Origin of the sequence: Helicobacter pylori HUP-B14 (genome assembly GCF_000259235.1) — a bacterium.
GTDB lineage: Bacteria > Campylobacterota > Campylobacteria > Campylobacterales > Helicobacteraceae > Helicobacter > Helicobacter pylori_CU.
Window position 1 is genome coordinate 1335620 of the sequence record NC_017733.1, and the last position, 18349, is coordinate 1353968.

The window sequence follows — 18349 nt, forward strand, 5'->3', positions numbered from 1 at the left end:
TGGCTTGGCGCGATAAGATAAGGGCGATATTGGTATTAAATGGGGGGGGGGGGTGGATTTTGCAAGATTTCTTGTATTAAGGCTTTGCTGTCATTCCCTTTTAAATGGGGCAAATCGCTCGTCAAAAATCCAAGCGTTTTTTGGATTTCAATCGTGCGCGCGATGACTTTAATGATACAGGTTACATGATCAAAGTCGCAAGGCTCGTTTTTGTGGCTTTTTAAATACTTGTCTAAAACGCCATACCCCCCTATCATGTAATCATGAATTTCTTTACTCACCCCCCTAAAATAAGCGCTATGGTTGATATAAAGCCGTTGTTCTGGCTCGTTATGAGAGGGTTTTTTGATGATGCGATCATGCGCTTCTTTGTAGTAGGATTCGCCTATGGTGGCGTCTTTTAATTTGTTAAAGCTGTGATTCAGGCTTTCTTTATTTAAGACATGCAAGCCGATTAATTCAATCCCTAAAAGGCTTAAAGCCCTAAACAAATCTTTATTGTTTGTGAAAAGGATTTTAGGGTAATCGTTTTTAAGGAAGTCTTCATAACGCTTGCGGTAATTTGGGGAATACAATAACGCATAGATATAGCCTAAAACCTCTAGCGGCTCAAAAGAATGGCTATAATGCTTGTCTATGAAACTTCTAAACTCTGGCGTAAAATTTTCGGTGTAGTTGGGGTTATGGTATAGTGGATTTACATAATCGCCTCCCTCCATTCCTGGACATGTCCAAGTGCGCAAATCTGAAATTTTATTACTAACAAATCCTACGCCGCTTTTTTGTGATTGACAAAATCTGCGAGAAGTAATTAGCGCGACATTTTTGCGCGTTTGATTGGGTGTTTTAGGGTTTGTTGGGGGGGGGGGTAACATGTGCTTGAAAACTTCGCCTCGTGGATAAGCGATAAAAGACTTTGATTTACCGGTATAATAAGTGTAGTAAAAATCAAAAGGGCGGTATTGGCACGAAACAATGTATTCTTCTAAATTGTTAGCGTTTGCCTTAACGTCTTTAATAGCATATTCTAAACGCCAATCTCTGCCATCTTTTTTAATATTATAAACTCTGCGTAACTCGCTAGGTTCTAAGGTTGAAAAATCTTTTAAAAGCTTTAACAAGCTTTCTTTGTCCTTATGGAAAACGACATGGTCTCGTTGCGAACAAATACCGGTGCTTCCAACTTGAAACACCTCCTGAACGCTAAAGCCTTGTTCGTATTCCTCTAACAAGAGGGTTTCTTGAGGTATGAGTGAGTAAAAAGGCTCTCTTGGGGTCAGCTCAAGCCATTCAATCCTATCCAAATCATTTTGGGCTAAAAAGGCGTATTTTTCAGCCCTTTCGCCATAAACATCATAATAGTGGATTTTTTGCTTTACTACTTGCGGGTTTTTGACAAAGAGGTTAATGGACACGCCTTGCATGATATTGAAAACGTTCTCATCTTTTGCGCCTTGTGGGGTTTCCTCCTTTTTCCTAGCGTTTCCATGCAAATTTAAGATATAAAGCTCATCGTAGCATTCTAAAAGAGAGCGCCTTAACCCCCTAAAAGTAGGGTTGTCTAAAAAGGCGTTGTTAGAGATAAAGCCAAAAAGGCCATGCCCTAATAATTCGATCTTGTTTTGAGCGAAACGCATGAATTTCACGTAATCGTCTAAGAGCCATTTAGGGTTTTTCTCCTTTTGTAGTTTGTATTTAGAATGGAGGCTTTTAAGTTTCTTTAGATCGTTTTCACTACCGCTTTCTTTTTGTTTTTGAATGTTCTTTAAAAGCGTTTGGATTTTATCGGTGAGTTTAATGTTTTTTTCAATTTCTATGGTTTGAAATTCAGGCTCTATGCCGTAAGTGGCTTTCACTTCCCATTCAAACAAGCCATCATTACTGCTCGCCCCGCTATAAGGGGGGTTACCGGTGATGATAAGGATGTTTTCATCTTTTTTGATTTTTTGAGCGTTTGAAAGCTCTTTTTCAAAAATCGGGTTTAGCCCACGATAAGCGATGATCTCACTAGGCTGTATGAGGGTGTTGGTTAAAATGATTTTAAGCGCGTCGTTGTCTTTGAGAGGTTTTTTAAATTCCTCCTTAAAGGCTTGGCTGAGGTTCAAATGAGCGATCGCATAAGGAGCGATCAAGTACTCAAACCCATAGAATTGCTTCAAGAGGTTTTGGTATTTGTCCTCTTTAGTGGAGGTGCCTCCATCGCTTGTTTTTCTCGTTTCTAGTGCCTTTCTAAACGCTTCCAATAAAAAAGTGCCGGTGCCGGTAGCAAAATCTAAGAGCTTGATGTTTTCGTTATCTAAAGCGCTTTTTAAGCCTAAGGGAGCGTCTTTGAAATGCGTTTTAAGCAAACTATCCAAAGCGTTAATGATGAATTTCACCACAGAATCTGGGGTGTAATACACGCCCTTACTCTCTCGTAATTTAGGGTCATAAGCGCTTAAAAAGGTTTCATAAAAGTGCAAATAAGGGTCTTTATCGTCATTCAAATCTTTAAGGATAGAATCCATATCAACATGATTGATCAAGCTTAGAATTTCATTTAAAAGCCATTGGATTTCTTTGATTGCATCAAGTTTCTTTAAAAAATCCGCCATTTCTCTGATCACAGCGAAATTTTTAGGGATGGAACTCCTCACATTATCCAAATTGATTTTTTCAAAAGGGTGGTTGAGCTTGGCTAAAAAAAGGCTGTAGGTGAGCGTTTGAGCGAGCGCATCGCTAAAGTCTTCAAAGCTCAATTCTTCATAAAGATATTCTTTAAAATTCTTAAAAATGCTAGAAACATGCGTGTCTTTTTGGTATTGGATTAAAGCGTCTTTTAAATACTTGGTGGGCGCGCTTAAATGCGTTGCGAAATCTTTAGCGTTAGTAATAGGGGCTGCTTCGTAATTGAAAAAGCTTTTGAACAATTCAACTAAATCGCGCTCGGTTTGCGGGTTGGGTTTTAAGGGTTTAGAGAGTTCATCAAGGCTAGCGACAGAAATTTCTCTTTTAATTAAAGACTCATTATTTTCATCTTTCCCTACCCACACGAAATTAAGGTAATCGGTGAGCATGAGGTTAGGATTCAATTCTAAATATTTAAGAACTTGATCGCTTTTTAAGAGCCGGTTAAGATCAGTCCCTACCCTTTTATTTTCTATATAGCCAATGTTTAGCCCTTGAAAAGAAACGCGAAAATCAGGCTGACCCCCTTGTTTGTCTCTGTTAGGCTCATGTTCAATCTTAAATTCTTTATTAAAATTCTCTTTTAAACTTATAAGCAAGTTTTCTAAAGGGCGACGGTGCGTGGGTTCATTACTTTCAGGCGTCAGATCTTTAATGCCTTCTAAATATTCTTTTAGCATGCTAATAACCCCTTTTTAAAGTTTTTAAGCCATTTTCATGTGCATGTCAATAAAAGTGGCTTGATGGATTAAAGCTCCTACGCTAATGGCATCCACGCCGCTTTTTGCGTAAGCGTTAATGCTCTCTAGCGAGATGTTCCCGCTCGCTTCTAGTAAAACAAAGGGATAATGCACCTCTCTATAAGCGGCAATTTCTTTAGTCTCTAAAACGCTCATGTTATCGCACATCACAATATCCGCTCCCGCACTCATGGCGTTTTTGGCCTCTTCAAAGCTCTCGCATTCAATTTCAATTTTAGCCGTGAAAGGCAAGTTTTTTCTGGCATGCGCTAAAAAGCTTTTGAGATCTTTCACATGCTTTAAATGCGTGTCTTTAAGCATTAAAGCGTCATCTAGCCCTAAGCGGTGGTTGCTCGCCCCCCCATTAAGCACGGAATATTTTTCAAAAATCCTTAAAAGGGGTCTGGTTTTTCTCGTATCCAACAAACGCACCTTATGAGAATTTAAAGCTTCTACAAAACGGCTCGTTAAAGTAGCGATCCCGCTGCTGTGTTGCAAAAGGTTTAAAAGGGTGCGCTCAACCTTTAAAAGCATGCTAAAATCCCCCCTAATTTCCATTAAAGTGTCTTTAGGCTTGAAGCGTTCTTTATCCTTAATGGTTTGAACGCATTCAATGCCAGTCATTTGAAGCAACTCTAAAGCGTATTTTTCGCCTGAAAACACGCCCTCTTGTTTAGCCCTAACAAAGGCTGTGGCTTTAAAGTCCTTTTCTAACACCCTTTCAAACAAATCCCCATGCCCTAAATCTTCTTTTAAGGCGCATTCTAAAAAGGTTCTAATCTCCATTAAGATAACTCCATCATTTTGGTTAAAGCGAGTTTGGCCAAACGCGCCACCTCATCTTTTAATTCAATCACATTGTAAGCCCTGTGGTTTTTGTAAGCCTTTAAGACTTCAAACAAATCTTTTAAAGTCGTTTCGTTCATGGTAGGGCAAAGGGCGAGCGTGCTAGAAAGAATGAAAGTGTTTTGATGGTTACGCTTGGCTTTCAAGCGGTTGACTAAATGGCTTTCAGTGCCTATGGCGACTTTTTGATCGGGGCTTAGCTTTTCTACAAATTCTATGATCTGACTCGTTGATCCGCTAAAATCAGCGTTAGAAACTACGCTAGGATCGCACTCTGGATGGACAGCGATTAAAATATCCGGGTATTTTTGGCGGTAAAATTCAATGTCTTCTAATTTGAAAAGCTGATGCACCGAACAAAAGCCGTTGTAACAAATCACATCAGCGTTTTTGATTTCTTCTGGGCTATTTGCACCTAAAATCGCGCTTTTTAAGCCATTTTCTAGAGCTAGATTTTCCCCCAAGCATTTATCCGGTAAAAAAAAGATTTTTTTATTTTGTTTTAAGGCATGATTAAAGATTTTAGAAGCGTTCCTGCTCGTGCAGACCACGCCATTGTCTTTAGCGACTTTGGCTTTCACTTCAGCGTTAGAATTGATATAAGTGATAGGGTAAAATTCTTTAACGCCGTATTCTTTCAATAAATGGACGCTTTTATCGTAGTAATGGCTATCTATCATCCTCGCCATAGAACAGCATGAGAGTTTGGGCATGATCACTTGTTTGTCAAAGGCTAGGGCTTTCACGCTCTCGCCCATAAAATGCACCCCGCAAAACACGATGAGGTTTTTATCGCTTTGGCTTGCGATTTTAGCCAACTCCAGGCTATCGCCTGTATGATGGGCTAACTCTACAATCTCATCTTTTTGATAAAAATGAGCCACTAAAAGCGCGTCTAAATCGTGCAACAATTCCACAATAGAAGTTTTTAAATCGTTATCAGTTGGCATGAAATTCCCCTATACTTTCCCCAAACTTCACGCTTTTTTCTCTCAAATCCTTAAAAGCGGTGTTTTGAATGAATAAAACAATCGTAGAGCCCATTTCAAAATTCCCTAAATTATCCCCCTTTTTCACCTTAATCGGCGGGTTGTAAGAGTAGGTTTGCGTGAAACGGGCTTTAGCGTTAGTTTGGATATTCTTATCAAAATTAAAACGCATTTTACCCACATTTAACGCTCCCACCGCTACAAAATACAATTGATTGCCTTGAATGTCTTTTGCAACAAGCACTACCCTTTCATTGCCCACAAACAGATTGTTGTTTTTGTAAAGCGAGGGCTTATTGACCGGCAATAGTTTCCCCGCAAAATAACGAGCCTCTAAAATTTCTAAATCGCAAGGGGCGTGGTAGTGGTGGTAATCTTTGGGCGAAAGGTAAAAATTCGCATAGAAAAAAGAAGGGCTTAAGGGGTTGATTTCGCCCACTAATTCATGCGCTTTATAAGGCATGCCTTTAATTTGTAAAGCGCTATCGTTGTCTAAAAAAGCGCATTCAGTGATCAAAGCGTCGCAAGGCGCGATGCAAATATTAGGGGCTTTGTCAAAGGGCCGTTCTTTTTTTAAGGAGCGCGTGAAAAGAGCGTTCAAACTCTTATAGTTTTCCAAAGGCTCAAACTCGCTCAAATCAATTTTAAAGATCTTAACATAAAGAGCGTTGATGCCTTTTTGGATAAAAGAAGGGAATTTATAGCCAGCCACAGAGCCAAAAACCCTTGAAAGAGCGTTGCTTAAAGCTACCATTTTAACCCTGCCATGTTCAGTATAAATTCCACCTCGCCCTTACTCACTTTAAATTCTTTAGAAATAGAATCCACGCTATAACCCTCTTGATACATCTTCAAAACCTGTTTTTCATTGATCTCATCGCTAGCGGCATAATGCCCCATGTCTTTGAATTTGTTCTCTAAAGTAATGATTTTTTCTTCTAAATAATCGCGCTCTTTGTCCATGGATTTTTGGATTTCTTGTAGCTGGTTATAAAGGTGCGAAAGGGTCGTTTTTAATGAGCTATCCTCTTTAGCGCTCTTTTCTAAAGAAAGACCTTCCAAACGCCCCTCTAATTCTTTCAAACGCTTAGAATAAATATAATTTTCTTGATAGGATTCATCTAAAGTTTTTTCTAAACGCCTCATTTTATGGTAAAACTCTTTTTCTTTAAGATACAAATACCCCACCAAGCACACCAACACCAATAAAATCGCTCCTAAAACGACCATAAACAAATCATTAGAAGATAACATTACCGCTCCCGTTCATAATTTTAAGCCTTTTCTTTCGCTATCAACAATGAAAGAATCATAACGCTTAATGTCTAGGGCGTGCATGCGAGTGATTTCTAAAAAATCTTTATCCCTTGCCACGCCAAAAAAGGCTAGGATTTTCCCCTCTAACACGCAACGCCCATAGTAAGTTTGAGGCGCTATCAGGCTTGATTTTTTCAGGCAAATTAACCCATGCCCTAAAGCGATGATGCGGTTATTTTGCTCCAATTCAAGCAGGTTTTCTTTTAAAAGCAGGCTTTCTAATTTTTCCAGCTTAAAATACAGCGCTTTGAGCAATTCCAGAGTGTCATTTTCAACATTCAAGCGTGAAAAATCAAAGCCAGAATTTAACCAATCAAATTCTTCTAATACCGCTAAAGAGCGTTTAGTTTTAGAAATAAACCTTTCATAAGAAAACGATAAATCGCATTGGACTAAGCGCGTTTCAAACCCTAAAGCTTGGGATCTTAAAACCAACTCATGCATGCTTAAACCCCACATCAAGGACAATAAAAATAAAAAACACCACCCCCAAATAGCCATTACTCACAAAAAAGGCTTTAGGGATGTTTTTATAATCTCTGGCCACTAAGATCTGCTCATAGAGTAAAATCAAGGCTGAAACCCCTAAGCCTAAATACGCAAAAAGCCCCCCATGATAGCACTTTATAAAAAAAAGCCAGCAGATCAGCGCCACAAGGTGCGAGAGCCTTGAAAGGTTCAAGCACCATTTTTCCCCTAATTGACTAGGAATGGAAAACAAGCCCCTTTCTTTATCAAACTCCATATCCTGTAAAGAATAGAGCAAATCAAACCCAGCCACCCACAGCATCACCCCTAAAGCCAAAAAGACATTCCATAAAGGAATATCCCCTAAAACCGCCACGCTTCCCGCAATGGGGGCTAAACCCAAAGCCAAACCCACAACAAAATGTGCCAAAGAAGAAAAGCGCTTGAAATACGAATATCCCCCTAAGATGATTAAAAAAGGTAACGAAAGCTTGAAAGCTAAAGGGTTAATGAAATAGCTCACTCCCACGAATAAAAGCGCGTTTGAAACGCTAAAAATGACCATGCCTTTAACGCTGATTCTGCCATCCACGCTCGGGCGGTTTTTCGTCCTTGGGTTATCCTTGTCAATATCTCTATCCACCAAGCGGTTAAACCCCATAGCGAAGTTTCTCGCCCCTAATAAGGCTAAAAAACAAAGGATTAGGGTTTCTAACCCAAAAAAGAGCGTTTGATTTTTTTGATAGGAGCTTATGACCATAGCCATGAGTAAAAACATGCTAGAAAATATCGTATGCTCCAAAGCGACCAATTCGCTTAAAGCTTTGATTTGGTGCGTGATTTTTTTAAGCAATTATTTGATCCCTAATAAAATGACTTTTCTAACCTACAATTAAGCTAGGCATTATAATATATTGATAGCAACAATACAAGAAAAAGCCCATGCTTAAAACATTCATGCTTAAATAAACCTTAAAAAAACGCACGCTCACAATCGTTAAAAACAAATGCGCCCCTAAAAGCCATAAAGGCGAAGAGATTGAAATCGTAGGGATGGTTAAAGGCATGCTTAGAATATGATCCAATAAAGACCCCAAACCCACAGCATGCAAGAACAAACTCAAAGGGAAAAACACGATAAAAATCAAGCCTAAAGGAATGCTAAAGAGCTGGTAGGGCGAAAACATAGGGAAAAAGGCATGCGCGACAATGAGCATGTTCAAAAACACCAGCGCGCTTAAGCTTATGACTTGAAACGATCGCATTAAAAAAGAAGAATCTTTAAAAAAAATTTGAGTGTGTTTTAAAAATAAAAAGATATACCACACCCCACAAACAGAAAGCAAAAACCCCACGCTAAAAAGCAATTTAGGGAGTAACGCTATGGCGATACAGCACGCTAAAACCAAAAGTTTAAAACTCAAGATTCTTACCCCAAAAAAGCATGCCAAAAACCCTAATAAGCCCATTAAAAACGCCCTGAAAAAAGAGGGTAAAAAATCTAACAGCAATAAATACCCCAGCAAAAAAACCCACACCAAAACCCCTATATCATAAAAAGCGTTCCTGTAAGGGAAATAGCGTTTTTGTAAGGGGGTATAAAAAAGAGAGAAAAGGAAATACACGCTCATGCTTAAAATCCCTAAATGAAACCCGCTAATGGCTAGTAAGTGGTTGATCCCTAGCGCGTTAGCCCTGTCTCTTAAATCCTTATTCAAGCTATCCCCTATGAATAACGCTCGATACAAATTACCCACCAAAGCGTTGGAATGAGCGCTATCAATGAAATGGCGCAAACGCGATTTGAAATTGTGTTTTCGCATCAAAGAAAAAGAATAGGTTTGAAAAAAGCATGATTTTAGAGACTCTAAGAACGAGCAAGGCTTGATCTTGCCAAAAAATTGCGCATGGCGGTATTGGAGGTTTTTTAAAGGCTCTTTAATGGTGGTGTAAAAGATCATGCCCTTAGATTGGAGTTTTAAGACAAAATAGGTTTTTTGATCTTTCGTTTTAGGGTATTGTAATAAGATTTGAGCGTTCAAGCTTGTAGGTTTTGAAAAATCAAGCTTTTGGTAATTCAAGTATTCTAAATAAAGATTGATTGCCAACAAAAGGCTTAAAAACACCCCACACCATAAGTATTCTTTGGGGGTTGAAAGAAGTTCAAACGCCCCCTGAAAAGTTTTATCTTTCAAGTTGTAACTATATCATAATCCACTTTAGTTTCTTGTCCCTCTTCTAAATGAGAATCTATGGGCATGTCTTCATAGCGTGTGAAAGGAGCGTTAAAGCGCGTATAAACCGTTCCTGTAGCCCCATTCCTGTTTTTAGCCACAATGATTTCAGCCTCTTCAATACTGCCATTTTGCTTGTGGATACGCCTTTCTTCATGAACTTTTAGGTGCAACTCTTGCGCCTCTTCAATTTTGCCTTCTTTTTTGAGTTTGTCTATTTTATTGTCTTCAGCCCTCATTTGATAGATATAGCCTCTATATAAAAATAAAACAATATCAGCGTCTTGTTCAATCCCTCCGCTGTCTTTAATATCCGAAAGAATGGGCCGTTTATCGTCTCGGTTTTCTAGGCTGCGGTTGAGTTGCACTAACGCTATGATAGGGATTTCTAATTCTCTGGCTAAAGTTTTAAGCTCCCTTGAAATTTCAGCGATTTGCTCATGGCGTTCTTTAGTGGCTTTGCTCCCTGACATGAGCTGCAAATAGTCAATAAAAGCGATACCCAATTCCTTGTGTTGGGATTTAAGCTTTCGCAGTTGCAAGCGGATTTGCTCTATTCTCACATAACTTTTATCGTAGAAAAAGAGTTTTTTGCAAGAAAGGTGATCGTAGCATTTGGCTAAATTTTCCCATTGATCATCATCAAGCCTCCCGCTTTCTAAATCATGCATGTTGATAGAAGTGAGATCCGATAACGCCCTTAAAGCGAGTTGCTCTGCGGACATTTCCAAACTAAAAACCGCTACCCCCCTATCGTCATTGAGCGCAGCTAAGACCATGTTCATCATCAAACTGGTTTTACCCATAGACGGCCTTGCCCCTATAATAACCAAACTCCCCTTATTGAAACCACTCGTGTAATTATCCAACTGGACAAAGCCAGTCGGTATGCCAGTAACTTCCAAACTCCCCTTTCTTTGGTTTTCTGTAATAAAATCCATTGCGCTTTCAAGCACTTCTTTAATGCTCCTAAAGCCCTCAATCGTGCTGCCATTCAATAACGCATAGACTTCTCGCTCCACAGCGCCTAAAATATCGCTGGATTTTTGCGCGCTTTCTAGGGCTTGCTCTCTAATGGTGTTAGCCAAGCCAAAAAGTTTTCGTTTAATGGAAGCGTTTTTAATCTCTTCCACATAGGCTTCAATATTATCTATGGGGCTTGCCGCAAAAATAGCGACTAGATCCTCTTCTTTGATCTGCTTGTCTTTAGGCATTTTTTGGCGGATAAAATTCTCATCAATGGGGCAATCTTCTTCATGCAGTTTTAAAGCGATTTCAAAAAACAAGCCGTTAGGCGGGTAGTAAAAATCGCTAGGCTCTAAAACGCTATGGACCTCTTCAATCTTATGATTGGCCAACACAATGCCTGAAAGCACGATCCTTTCAATGTTTTGCAATTGTTGCAAATGCTTTAAATGATCCATTTTTATCCTTTTATAATCGTTTGATCTTTTCTATCAAATCTAGGGGCGTTAAAGCGTAATTATTCTTAAATTCTAAACCCGCTAGGGCGTGCGCTAAACTTGCGTTAATAGCGGCGTCTAAAGGCGTGTAGTTTTGAGAAAGTAGGCTTACAATCAGCCCTGCTAACACATCGCCACTGCCTGCTTTGGCTAAAGCCACGCTCCCTAAATTGTTGATAAAAGTTCGCCCTTGATGAGCGATTAAGGTATTAGCCCCTTTTAAAAGCAAAACCACCTTGGGGTATTTTTGAGAAAAATCCCTTGCGATTTCTAGTTTATTGTCTAACAATTCTAGCATGCTTATATTGATCCCCACTAATTTTAACAACGATAAAAACTCTTTAGGGTGAGGGGTTAAGATCACTTCTTTTTCTAAAGCTTGCAATGCCTCTTTATGGTAAAAAACGCCCGCATCTAAAACGCATGGGGCTAATTCAAGCCACTTCTTAAAATCCTTTGGAATATTTTCTAACCCCATGCCAAGAGCGAACGCGCTGAGTTTTTTAGGGAAATTTTCACAAAAAACCAATTCTAAAGGCTTGTTATTAGAAGTTATCTCGCATTCTAACGCTTGAACGCTCACCATTCCAGATCCAAAACTTAACGCGCTTAAAGCGCTCAATAACCCCGCCCCACTATGCTTGCCTAAAAGAACATGCGCATGCCCATAATCGCCCTTATGAGCGTTTTTTTTATCCCTTAAGGGCAGTTTCAAATCGCTTTTTTCTAGTAAAAAAGTGTCCGTTGGGATTTCATAAACTTGATGAAAAACCCCCAAATGCCCCACTTCCAATTCCCCTACATAGTCTTTAGCCCTATCGCTTAATAAGCATGATTTGATAGCGCCCATGCTAATAGTCAAATCCGCTTTAAACGCCCTCTTATCCACCCTGCCTTTAGAATCTATCCCGCTAGGAATGTCGCAAGCGATTTTAAAGCACGCTTTTTGAGAAAGGCTTTCAAAGTCTAAAAACGGCTCTAATTCGCCCTTAAAAGCGCTCCCTACCACGCAATCTATTAAAACATCGCATTCTAAATCTTCATTCTTTTCTTCCCATGTTTTGATGACTACCCCCACTTTTTTAGCCCTTTCTTTTTGCAATCGGCACATGGGGCTTTTGGCTAGTTTCATTTCAAAGACCAGCGTTTTAAAACGCCCCACTAAACGCCTAGCTAACGCATAGCCATCGCCCCCATTATCCCCACTCCCACAAAGGATAATGACCTTAGTGCCTAAAGAAGCGTTTTGTAAAACCGCCCTTTCTAAAGCCATAGCGGCGTTTTCCATTAAAACGTCTTCGCTTAAAAGCCATTCTTCAATCGCCCTTTTGTCTAGAGCATCCACTTTTTCATACACTGAAAGCATCTTTATCCTTGAAAATGAATACAAAACGAATTTTCATAAAGCGATCCTTTTAAAGAGGGTTCGCTATGAATTTCTAAACGCATTTTATACTTTTCACACACTTTTTTCACTAAATCTAACCCTATACCATAACCCAACACACTAGAATTGAAACGCGCGTAACGAACGCTTAAGTCTTTAATCTTGTCTTTAGGGATTTCATACCCTAAATTTTTCACTTTCAAAAACGCATGCGTTAGCTCTATGTGGATATACCCATGCATGACGCTGTATTTGATCGCGTTCATGAGCAAATTGCTATAAAGCGAAAGGAAATCCTGCTCTTTAGCCTTAAACTCCACTCCCACTAAATCGCTTTTAAATTCCAGCTTGTGGTAGTCTATCATCTCGCTAAAAAGCGTGTTTTCTTTAATAATTAGGGCTTTTAAATCCAAAAGCACAAAAGATTCGCGCTCAATATCTTGCATCACTAAATACGAGAGCGAGCGGTATAAAAAACTCATGCGCTGGATAGCGATTTTAATGCGGCGGTGTTGTTGGTTGTCTTCTAAGGTTTTTAAAGACAAGACTAAAGCGCTCATGGGGGTGTTTAATTCATGCGTAGTGTTTTTTAAAAAATGATCAATACGGGTGATTTCATTCCTAATAGGCTTTAAAAACAAACGCCCCAAAAACACAGAAACCCCTATCACGCATAAAAACGCTATGACAAACACTAAAACAATGTTACGATACAAAGAAGAAAAATGAAGGGGTTTAGAATTTTTAAAAAGCATTTTAGCCACGCCTAAATGAGAGAAAGTTTCGTCAGTGAATAGGTAATATTCCCCCTTAAAACTAAAAAAACCCGCCTCTTTATGGGTTTTAATCAGATCCGCGCTTTCAGGGATATTGGAATATAAAACACGCTTTTTACTATCAAAAAGCGCCATGGAAGCGTCTTTATAGCGTGAAATCAGGGCGTTTAAAGCGTTTTGATAATCTGCATGCGTTTGCATGTGCAAGGCAATCACTTCACTAGCGATCTTAGAAGCCATTTTGTCCATGTCCATGCGTATCATTTTGATTTTTTCGTTTTTTTCATAGTTAAACGCTAAAACGCTAATCACTAGCATTAACACAAACGAAGAGCCTAAATAAGTCCCTAAAAAGAGTTTGAGGGATTTTTTTTCATAGTGGGTTAAAGCGATAGCCCACCCCCTTATGCGTTTCTATGCAATTTTTACCCAAAAGCTTGCGCAACACTTTAATGTAAGTGCGCAAGGTGGAATCATCAATAGCCTGCTCCCATAAATTGTTTTCTAACGCTTGAGAGCTAATGATTTGCCCTTTATGCTCTAAAAAGTATTCTAAAAGTTGGGCGGTTTTGGGTGCTAGGATTTCCTTTTTCCCTTTAACGTTCAAAGCGTGTTGGTGGTAAAAAATGTTAGGCATGATTTCTATGGGATCGTCATTGAAAAACCTTTTAATGCGTGCTTCCAATTCGTCTAAATCAAAAGGCTTTTTCAAATAATCGCTCGCCCCTAAATTAAAGGCGTTTTTTAAGGTAGCGTTATCCTGTAAGGCGGTGATAAAAATCACAGGCGTAGAGATTAAAAAATCGTTTTTAATGCGCCTAAACAATTCCAAGCTATTCATTTCAGGCACTTGCACGTCTAAAAGCAAGAGGTTGAAACGCTCAACAGAGAGCCTTTCATAAGCTTCTTTCCCGTTAAAAGTGCAAAACACTTCATAGCCCAAATGCTCCAAAAACTCCTTGATACTCTCGCTTAAAAGGTAATCGTCTTCTAGTAAAAAAATCTTTTTTTGCATGGGGGTATTGTAGCGCTTAATGGGTGGGCTTTGTTATAATACTTTCCATGTTTTTAAGGAGCGTGATAATGAAAACGAACGAAGCGCAATTTTATGAAGTTTTAGAAAACCTTTTCATAGGCGTTAAGATTGAAGACAAGCAAGAAAACCTTTTAGATTCTAGCCCTAGAGCGGTGAAAAATGGCATGATCAACCTCATGAAGGCTAAAAGCCAGTATTACCACCATAAAAAACAAGAATTAGAAAAACTCATTGATTGTAAATGCCAAAACAACAACGATCTCAAAGAAGAATTGTTTGACAAACTCTATAGCTTTTTCAAGCGTTATTTCAGCGCTAATGGAGGGATTTATTTCAACGACACGCCCCTTTATGACAGCCTTTATACTAAAAGCGATTATGAAAAATGCTCCCTTAAAAAAGACACCGCTTTATTTTATAAAACTAAAGATCTTTATTATGTGAAAAGCGAAACGATTTATAAGGATTTTTGCTTTGAATTAGAAAACATTCTTTTTAATTTTGACACTTCTTCATTAGAAAGCAAAAAGTATAATGAAAAAGTGGATTTAGTCTTTGATTTAAAAAGTATAGTAAAAGATACAGACACAAAAACTAACACCTTAAATTTTAGCGTTACGCTCAGCAGCAAGGGGACTCAAACAAAAACGAATGAAATCCTAAAAAAATGCTCCAATCAAGGCGTCAAACTTGATGAAGAAATTTTAAAAAAAGCGTTTGGAAAATTCAAAAAGCAAGGCAGTATGGATTATTTTATCCATAAAAACGCGCTAGGGTTTTTAAAAGAGCAATTGGATTTGTATTTGTTTGAATACCTTTTTAAAGAAATGACTGCATTTGATGCTAAACGCCTTAATGAGATCAATACTATTAAGGAAGTGGCTTTGGAAGTGATTTTGCTAGTGAGCGAGTTTGAAAACGAACTTTGTAAGATTTGGAACAAACCCCGCTTGGTGTTAAACTCGCATTTCATCGTGAGCTTAGACAAACTCAAAGCCAAAAACTATGATTTGAACAAGATCACAAACCACAAAAACTACCCCAAACAAGTTAAAGAATGGCAAGACTTGAATTTAAAAACCACAGACAATCTTTTAGAAAACGAGTTTTTGCCCCTAGACACTCTCTATTTTAAAGATTTAGAAGAAGAGATTAAAAACTTATTCAATGAAGATGAAATCAACGGCACGCTCATTAAAAGCGAAAACTACCAAGCCCTAAACTCTCTCAAAAACCGCTATAAAGAAGCCATTGATTGCATTTATATTGATCCGCCTTACAACACGCAAAACAATGAATTTATTTATGCGGATAATTTCAAGCGCTCCAGTTGGCTCTCTATGATGGAAAACCGCCTAGAGCTTGCGCATTCCTTATTGAGTGATAAAGGCGTGATGTTTGTGAGCATTGATGATAACGAACAGGCTTATTGCAAAGCGCTCATGGACGAAGTGTTTAATGGGGGGGGGGGGGATAACTTTGTAAATTGCTTGGCGGTAAAAAGAGGGACTAAAAGCTTAAATTCACAATTTGATCAAATCAAATCGCTAAATGTAGCTTTTGAGTATGTTCTAGTTTATAAAAAAAGTGATAATTTTTATTATGTTAATCCATATGTTAAAGATGCTAACGAAAAACAAAAGGAAGGTATTTGGGCAGGTTTATACTCTAATATGGATAAACCTACTATGCGTTATGAAATAGATGGGGTTAATATTGCAAAAGGTCAATGGAAGTGGAGCAAAGAAAAAGGGTTGAAAGCATTGCAAAATTACAAAGACTTTTTAAATTCTAATTTTGATGATTTAAAAAAGTATTATGAGTATCATAAAACGCTTGGCAATGAGCTAGATTTTGTAAGAAAAAATAACCATAACACCATAGAATATTGGGTTAAACCGAGAGAAAAATTAATGGTAGATACCAATTTTATGGACTTACATACAAGCGGAACAAGTGAAATAAAAGCTATTTTTGAAAACGAAGTAATTTTTAATAACCCCAAACCCGAAGCCCTACTCCAACGCATTTTAGAAATTTCCACAAAAGAAAACGACCTCGTGTGCGATTTTTTCGCTGGGAGTGGGACGACTTGCGCGGTGGTGCACAAGTTGAAGAGAAAGTATATCGGTGTTGAAATGGGGGAGCATTTTGAGCGCGTGATTTTGCCTCGCCTTAAAAAGGTTATAGGCGGTTTTAAAAGCGGTGTGCTCAAAGAATTTAGTGGAGGTGGGGTAGTCAAAGTTTATGAATTGGAAAGCTATGAAGAGATTTTAAGAAAAATCAAGTATGAAGACAATGACAAACCCCTAGCTTATGATGAACAATACAGCGATTTAGTGGAGCGTAAAAACGAGTCTTACACGCTCAATATAGAAGCGCTAGAAAACATGGGCGTGGATATTAAAGAGACTTTAGAAAATTTACACGGCGTTGGAGTGGAGTTTTTCAATGAAAAGGTGGTGAAATTTAAAGGGAATGATAAAGAAGTAGGGATTTTAAAAGCCTTAAAAGAAGCGCTCATTTGGTAAGGAGAGGCAAATTTTTACAACACTAAAAGCGATAATTTTCGTGTTATAATCAGTTGGATACATTTGATAACAATTGAGTGTTTGAAAGGTGGTTATGGAGTCAGTGAAACAAAATTTTATTGAAAAACTTAAGATTTTTGCAACAGAATTAACTGACCATGTTACAACTCAATTGGGGGATTGGAAAATTAAAGGATTTATTGATACAGATAAAAATATTTATACAATTTCATCAGATACTAAAATTATTTCAAAAATTCTTGAAATCCAACTTTTTCCTAGATTTAAAACATTTGCTAAGAAAAATGGGTATGAAATCATTATTGCTGAAAAACAAAATTGGTATCCTGATCTATCTTTTGTGTGCGAGGAAAATCCAAGCATGAAGTTTGCTGTAGATATAAAAACAACTTATCGATTAGATGATTGTTTGGGTTTTTGTAATGGTTTTACATTGGGTTCGCATGGTGAATATTTTAGGAATCGCACTAGTGCAAAAAATATCCAATTCCCCTATTCGCATTATTTGGCTCATATTTGTTTGGGTATTTTATACACACGATCTGCCTCTAGCGGTATAGATGAAACAGAAATTTTACAATTAGAAAAGTTGGATAACATTACTTCTGTTATCAAAGATTTTACATTTTTTGCTGAAGAGAAATGGAAAATCGCTAGCGATAAGGGCGGAAGTGGTAATACGGCTAACATTGGCAGTATTCAATATATTGATGATATTTTGCAAGGGAATGGTGTGTTTAAAAATCTTGGCGAACAAATTTTTGATGAATATTGGATCAATCAAGGCGTGTTAATGATACCTGATTTAAAAAATCAAGGTAGTTTTAAAAAACTGACAAAATTAGTTGACTTCCTTGAATTTAAAGGAATTGATATTCAAAAAATCAATCCTGTAAAAAATAGGAGCAAATCTTAATGATGAAAACACTGATCCCACCCATAAAATCCCAAGGCATTAAGACGAAATTAGTAAATTGGATTAAAGGGATTTCAAAAAAGGTTGCATTTGAGCGTTGGGTTGAGCCGTTTATGGGGACAGGCGTTGTGGCTTTTAATATCCAGCCTAAAAGAGCGTTATTATGCGATAGCAACCCGCATTTAATCCGTTTCTATCAAGCCATTCAAGATGAAAAGATCACCCCAAAGATTGTGAAAGAATTTCTCAACGAAGAAGGTTTGAAATTATTGCAAAGCAATGGAGAATATTACTATGAAGTGAGGGAACGATTCAATAAAGATTGTGATCCTCTTGATTTTTTGTTCTTAAATCGCGCATGTTTTAATGGCATGATACGCTTCAATCAAAAAGGGAAATTCAATGTGCCGTTTTGTAAAAAACCGCAGCGTTTCGCCCAAAGCTTGGTTACTAAGATTGTTAATCAAGTAGAAAATACAGCAAAAATGATTAAAAACAATCATTATGAATTTAAGTGTCAAGATTTCCAACAAACCATTTTAGAAACGAACAGAAGCGATTTGATTTATGCCGATCCCCCTTATATTGGAAGAAATGCAGATTATTTTGATTGTTGGAATGAAGAAAATGAAATCATGTTGCAACAAGTGTTGTCAGAATCTGGGTGCAATTTCATTCTTTCTACATGGTTTAGCAATAAATATCGTAAAAATGATTATATTTTTTCTATTTGGAAAAGTTACCCTATCGTAACTAAAGAGCATTTTTATCATGTTGGAGCTAAAGAAAATAATCGCAACATGATTTATGAAGCATTATTATCCAATATACAGATGAGCGATACAGATTTAAATAGGGGCATTAAAAGCGCATTGACGCACAGATTAGAGATTAACGCTCTATAACATGCATGCTAAACTTTTAATAAGGTAATCATCGTTATAATACTTTCCATGTT

The 18349-nt window shown here is 37.9% G+C and carries 15 protein-coding genes; 3 read left to right on the plus strand and 12 right to left on the minus strand.

What is annotated here, in order from left to right; translation table 11 throughout:
- Nucleotides 1-35: 35 nt before the first annotated feature.
- The 12 genes from HPB14_RS06480 to crdR all read right to left on the minus strand — a co-directional run bounded on the left by HPB14_RS06480 (nucleotide 36) and on the right by crdR (nucleotide 13902).
- Nucleotides 36-3347, minus strand: a complete 3312-nt coding sequence (locus HPB14_RS06480; protein ID WP_014658526.1) for a type ISP restriction/modification enzyme — start codon at nucleotides 3345-3347, stop codon at nucleotides 36-38.
- A gap of 24 nt (nucleotides 3348-3371) precedes the next feature.
- Entirely contained in the window at nucleotides 3372-4193 is an 822-nt protein-coding gene (gene nadC / locus HPB14_RS06485; RefSeq protein WP_000405972.1) for a carboxylating nicotinate-nucleotide diphosphorylase, read from the minus strand.
- Nucleotides 4193-5203, minus strand: coding sequence for a quinolinate synthase NadA (gene nadA / locus HPB14_RS06490; protein ID WP_001141827.1), 1011 nt, complete (start codon nucleotides 5201-5203; stop codon nucleotides 4193-4195). The genes nadC and nadA overlap by 1 nt, the downstream gene beginning before the upstream one ends.
- The gene (locus HPB14_RS06495; RefSeq protein WP_000226201.1) at nucleotides 5193-5996 is read right to left on the minus strand and encodes a phosphatidylserine decarboxylase; all 804 of its coding nucleotides are present in this window, start codon (nucleotides 5994-5996) and stop codon (nucleotides 5193-5195) included. Before HPB14_RS06495 ends, nadA begins: the two co-directional genes overlap by 11 nt.
- Nucleotides 5990-6496, minus strand: coding sequence for a DUF6115 domain-containing protein (locus HPB14_RS06500; protein WP_000953090.1), 507 nt, complete (start codon nucleotides 6494-6496; stop codon nucleotides 5990-5992). Before HPB14_RS06500 ends, HPB14_RS06495 begins: the two co-directional genes overlap by 7 nt.
- Nucleotides 6497-6508: 12 nt before the next feature.
- Nucleotides 6509-7003: a hypothetical protein gene (locus tag HPB14_RS06505; RefSeq protein ID WP_014658527.1), complete on the minus strand. Its 495-nt coding sequence runs from the start codon at nucleotides 7001-7003 to the stop codon at nucleotides 6509-6511.
- Entirely contained in the window at nucleotides 6996-7838 is an 843-nt protein-coding gene (gene mqnP / locus HPB14_RS06510) for a menaquinone biosynthesis prenyltransferase MqnP (protein WP_229018042.1), read from the minus strand. Before mqnP ends, HPB14_RS06505 begins: the two co-directional genes overlap by 8 nt.
- Before the next feature lie 70 nt (nucleotides 7839-7908).
- Nucleotides 7909-9222, minus strand: coding sequence for a ComEC/Rec2 family competence protein (locus tag HPB14_RS06515; protein WP_000653582.1), 1314 nt, complete (start codon nucleotides 9220-9222; stop codon nucleotides 7909-7911).
- On the minus strand, nucleotides 9219-10685 hold the full coding sequence (locus HPB14_RS06520; RefSeq protein ID WP_000349724.1) for a replicative DNA helicase: 1467 nt from the start codon (nucleotides 10683-10685) through the stop codon (nucleotides 9219-9221). The genes HPB14_RS06515 and HPB14_RS06520 overlap by 4 nt, the downstream gene beginning before the upstream one ends.
- A 10-nt stretch (nucleotides 10686-10695) precedes the next feature.
- Nucleotides 10696-12090: a bifunctional ADP-dependent NAD(P)H-hydrate dehydratase/NAD(P)H-hydrate epimerase gene (locus HPB14_RS06525; protein ID WP_000953995.1), complete on the minus strand. Its 1395-nt coding sequence runs from the start codon at nucleotides 12088-12090 to the stop codon at nucleotides 10696-10698.
- A 2-nt stretch (nucleotides 12091-12092) separates the two neighbouring features.
- The gene (gene crdS / locus HPB14_RS06530; RefSeq protein WP_080011984.1) at nucleotides 12093-13295 is read right to left on the minus strand and encodes a copper-sensing histidine kinase CrdS; all 1203 of its coding nucleotides are present in this window, start codon (nucleotides 13293-13295) and stop codon (nucleotides 12093-12095) included.
- Nucleotides 13261-13902, minus strand: a complete 642-nt coding sequence (gene crdR / locus HPB14_RS06535; RefSeq protein WP_001169767.1) for a copper response regulator transcription factor CrdR — start codon at nucleotides 13900-13902, stop codon at nucleotides 13261-13263. The genes crdS and crdR overlap by 35 nt, the downstream gene beginning before the upstream one ends.
- Nucleotides 13903-13970: 68 nt before the next feature.
- Between crdR and HPB14_RS06540 the strand changes: the two genes are divergently transcribed.
- The 3 genes from HPB14_RS06540 (at nucleotide 13971) to HPB14_RS06550 (ending at nucleotide 18296) form a co-directional block, all read left to right on the plus strand.
- A complete protein-coding gene (locus tag HPB14_RS06540) occupies nucleotides 13971-16454 on the plus strand; it encodes a site-specific DNA-methyltransferase (RefSeq protein WP_000855782.1) in 2484 nt (827 codons plus the stop codon).
- 94 nt (nucleotides 16455-16548) lie between these two features.
- Nucleotides 16549-17391 carry an EcoRV family type II restriction endonuclease gene (locus HPB14_RS06545; RefSeq protein WP_000446572.1) on the plus strand — a complete coding sequence of 281 codons (843 nt, stop codon included), beginning with the start codon at nucleotides 16549-16551 and terminating at the stop codon, nucleotides 17389-17391.
- The gene (locus tag HPB14_RS06550; RefSeq protein WP_000978435.1) at nucleotides 17391-18296 is read left to right on the plus strand and encodes a DNA adenine methylase; all 906 of its coding nucleotides are present in this window, start codon (nucleotides 17391-17393) and stop codon (nucleotides 18294-18296) included. The genes HPB14_RS06545 and HPB14_RS06550 overlap by 1 nt, the downstream gene beginning before the upstream one ends.
- The last annotated feature ends 53 nt before the right edge of the window (nucleotides 18297-18349 follow it).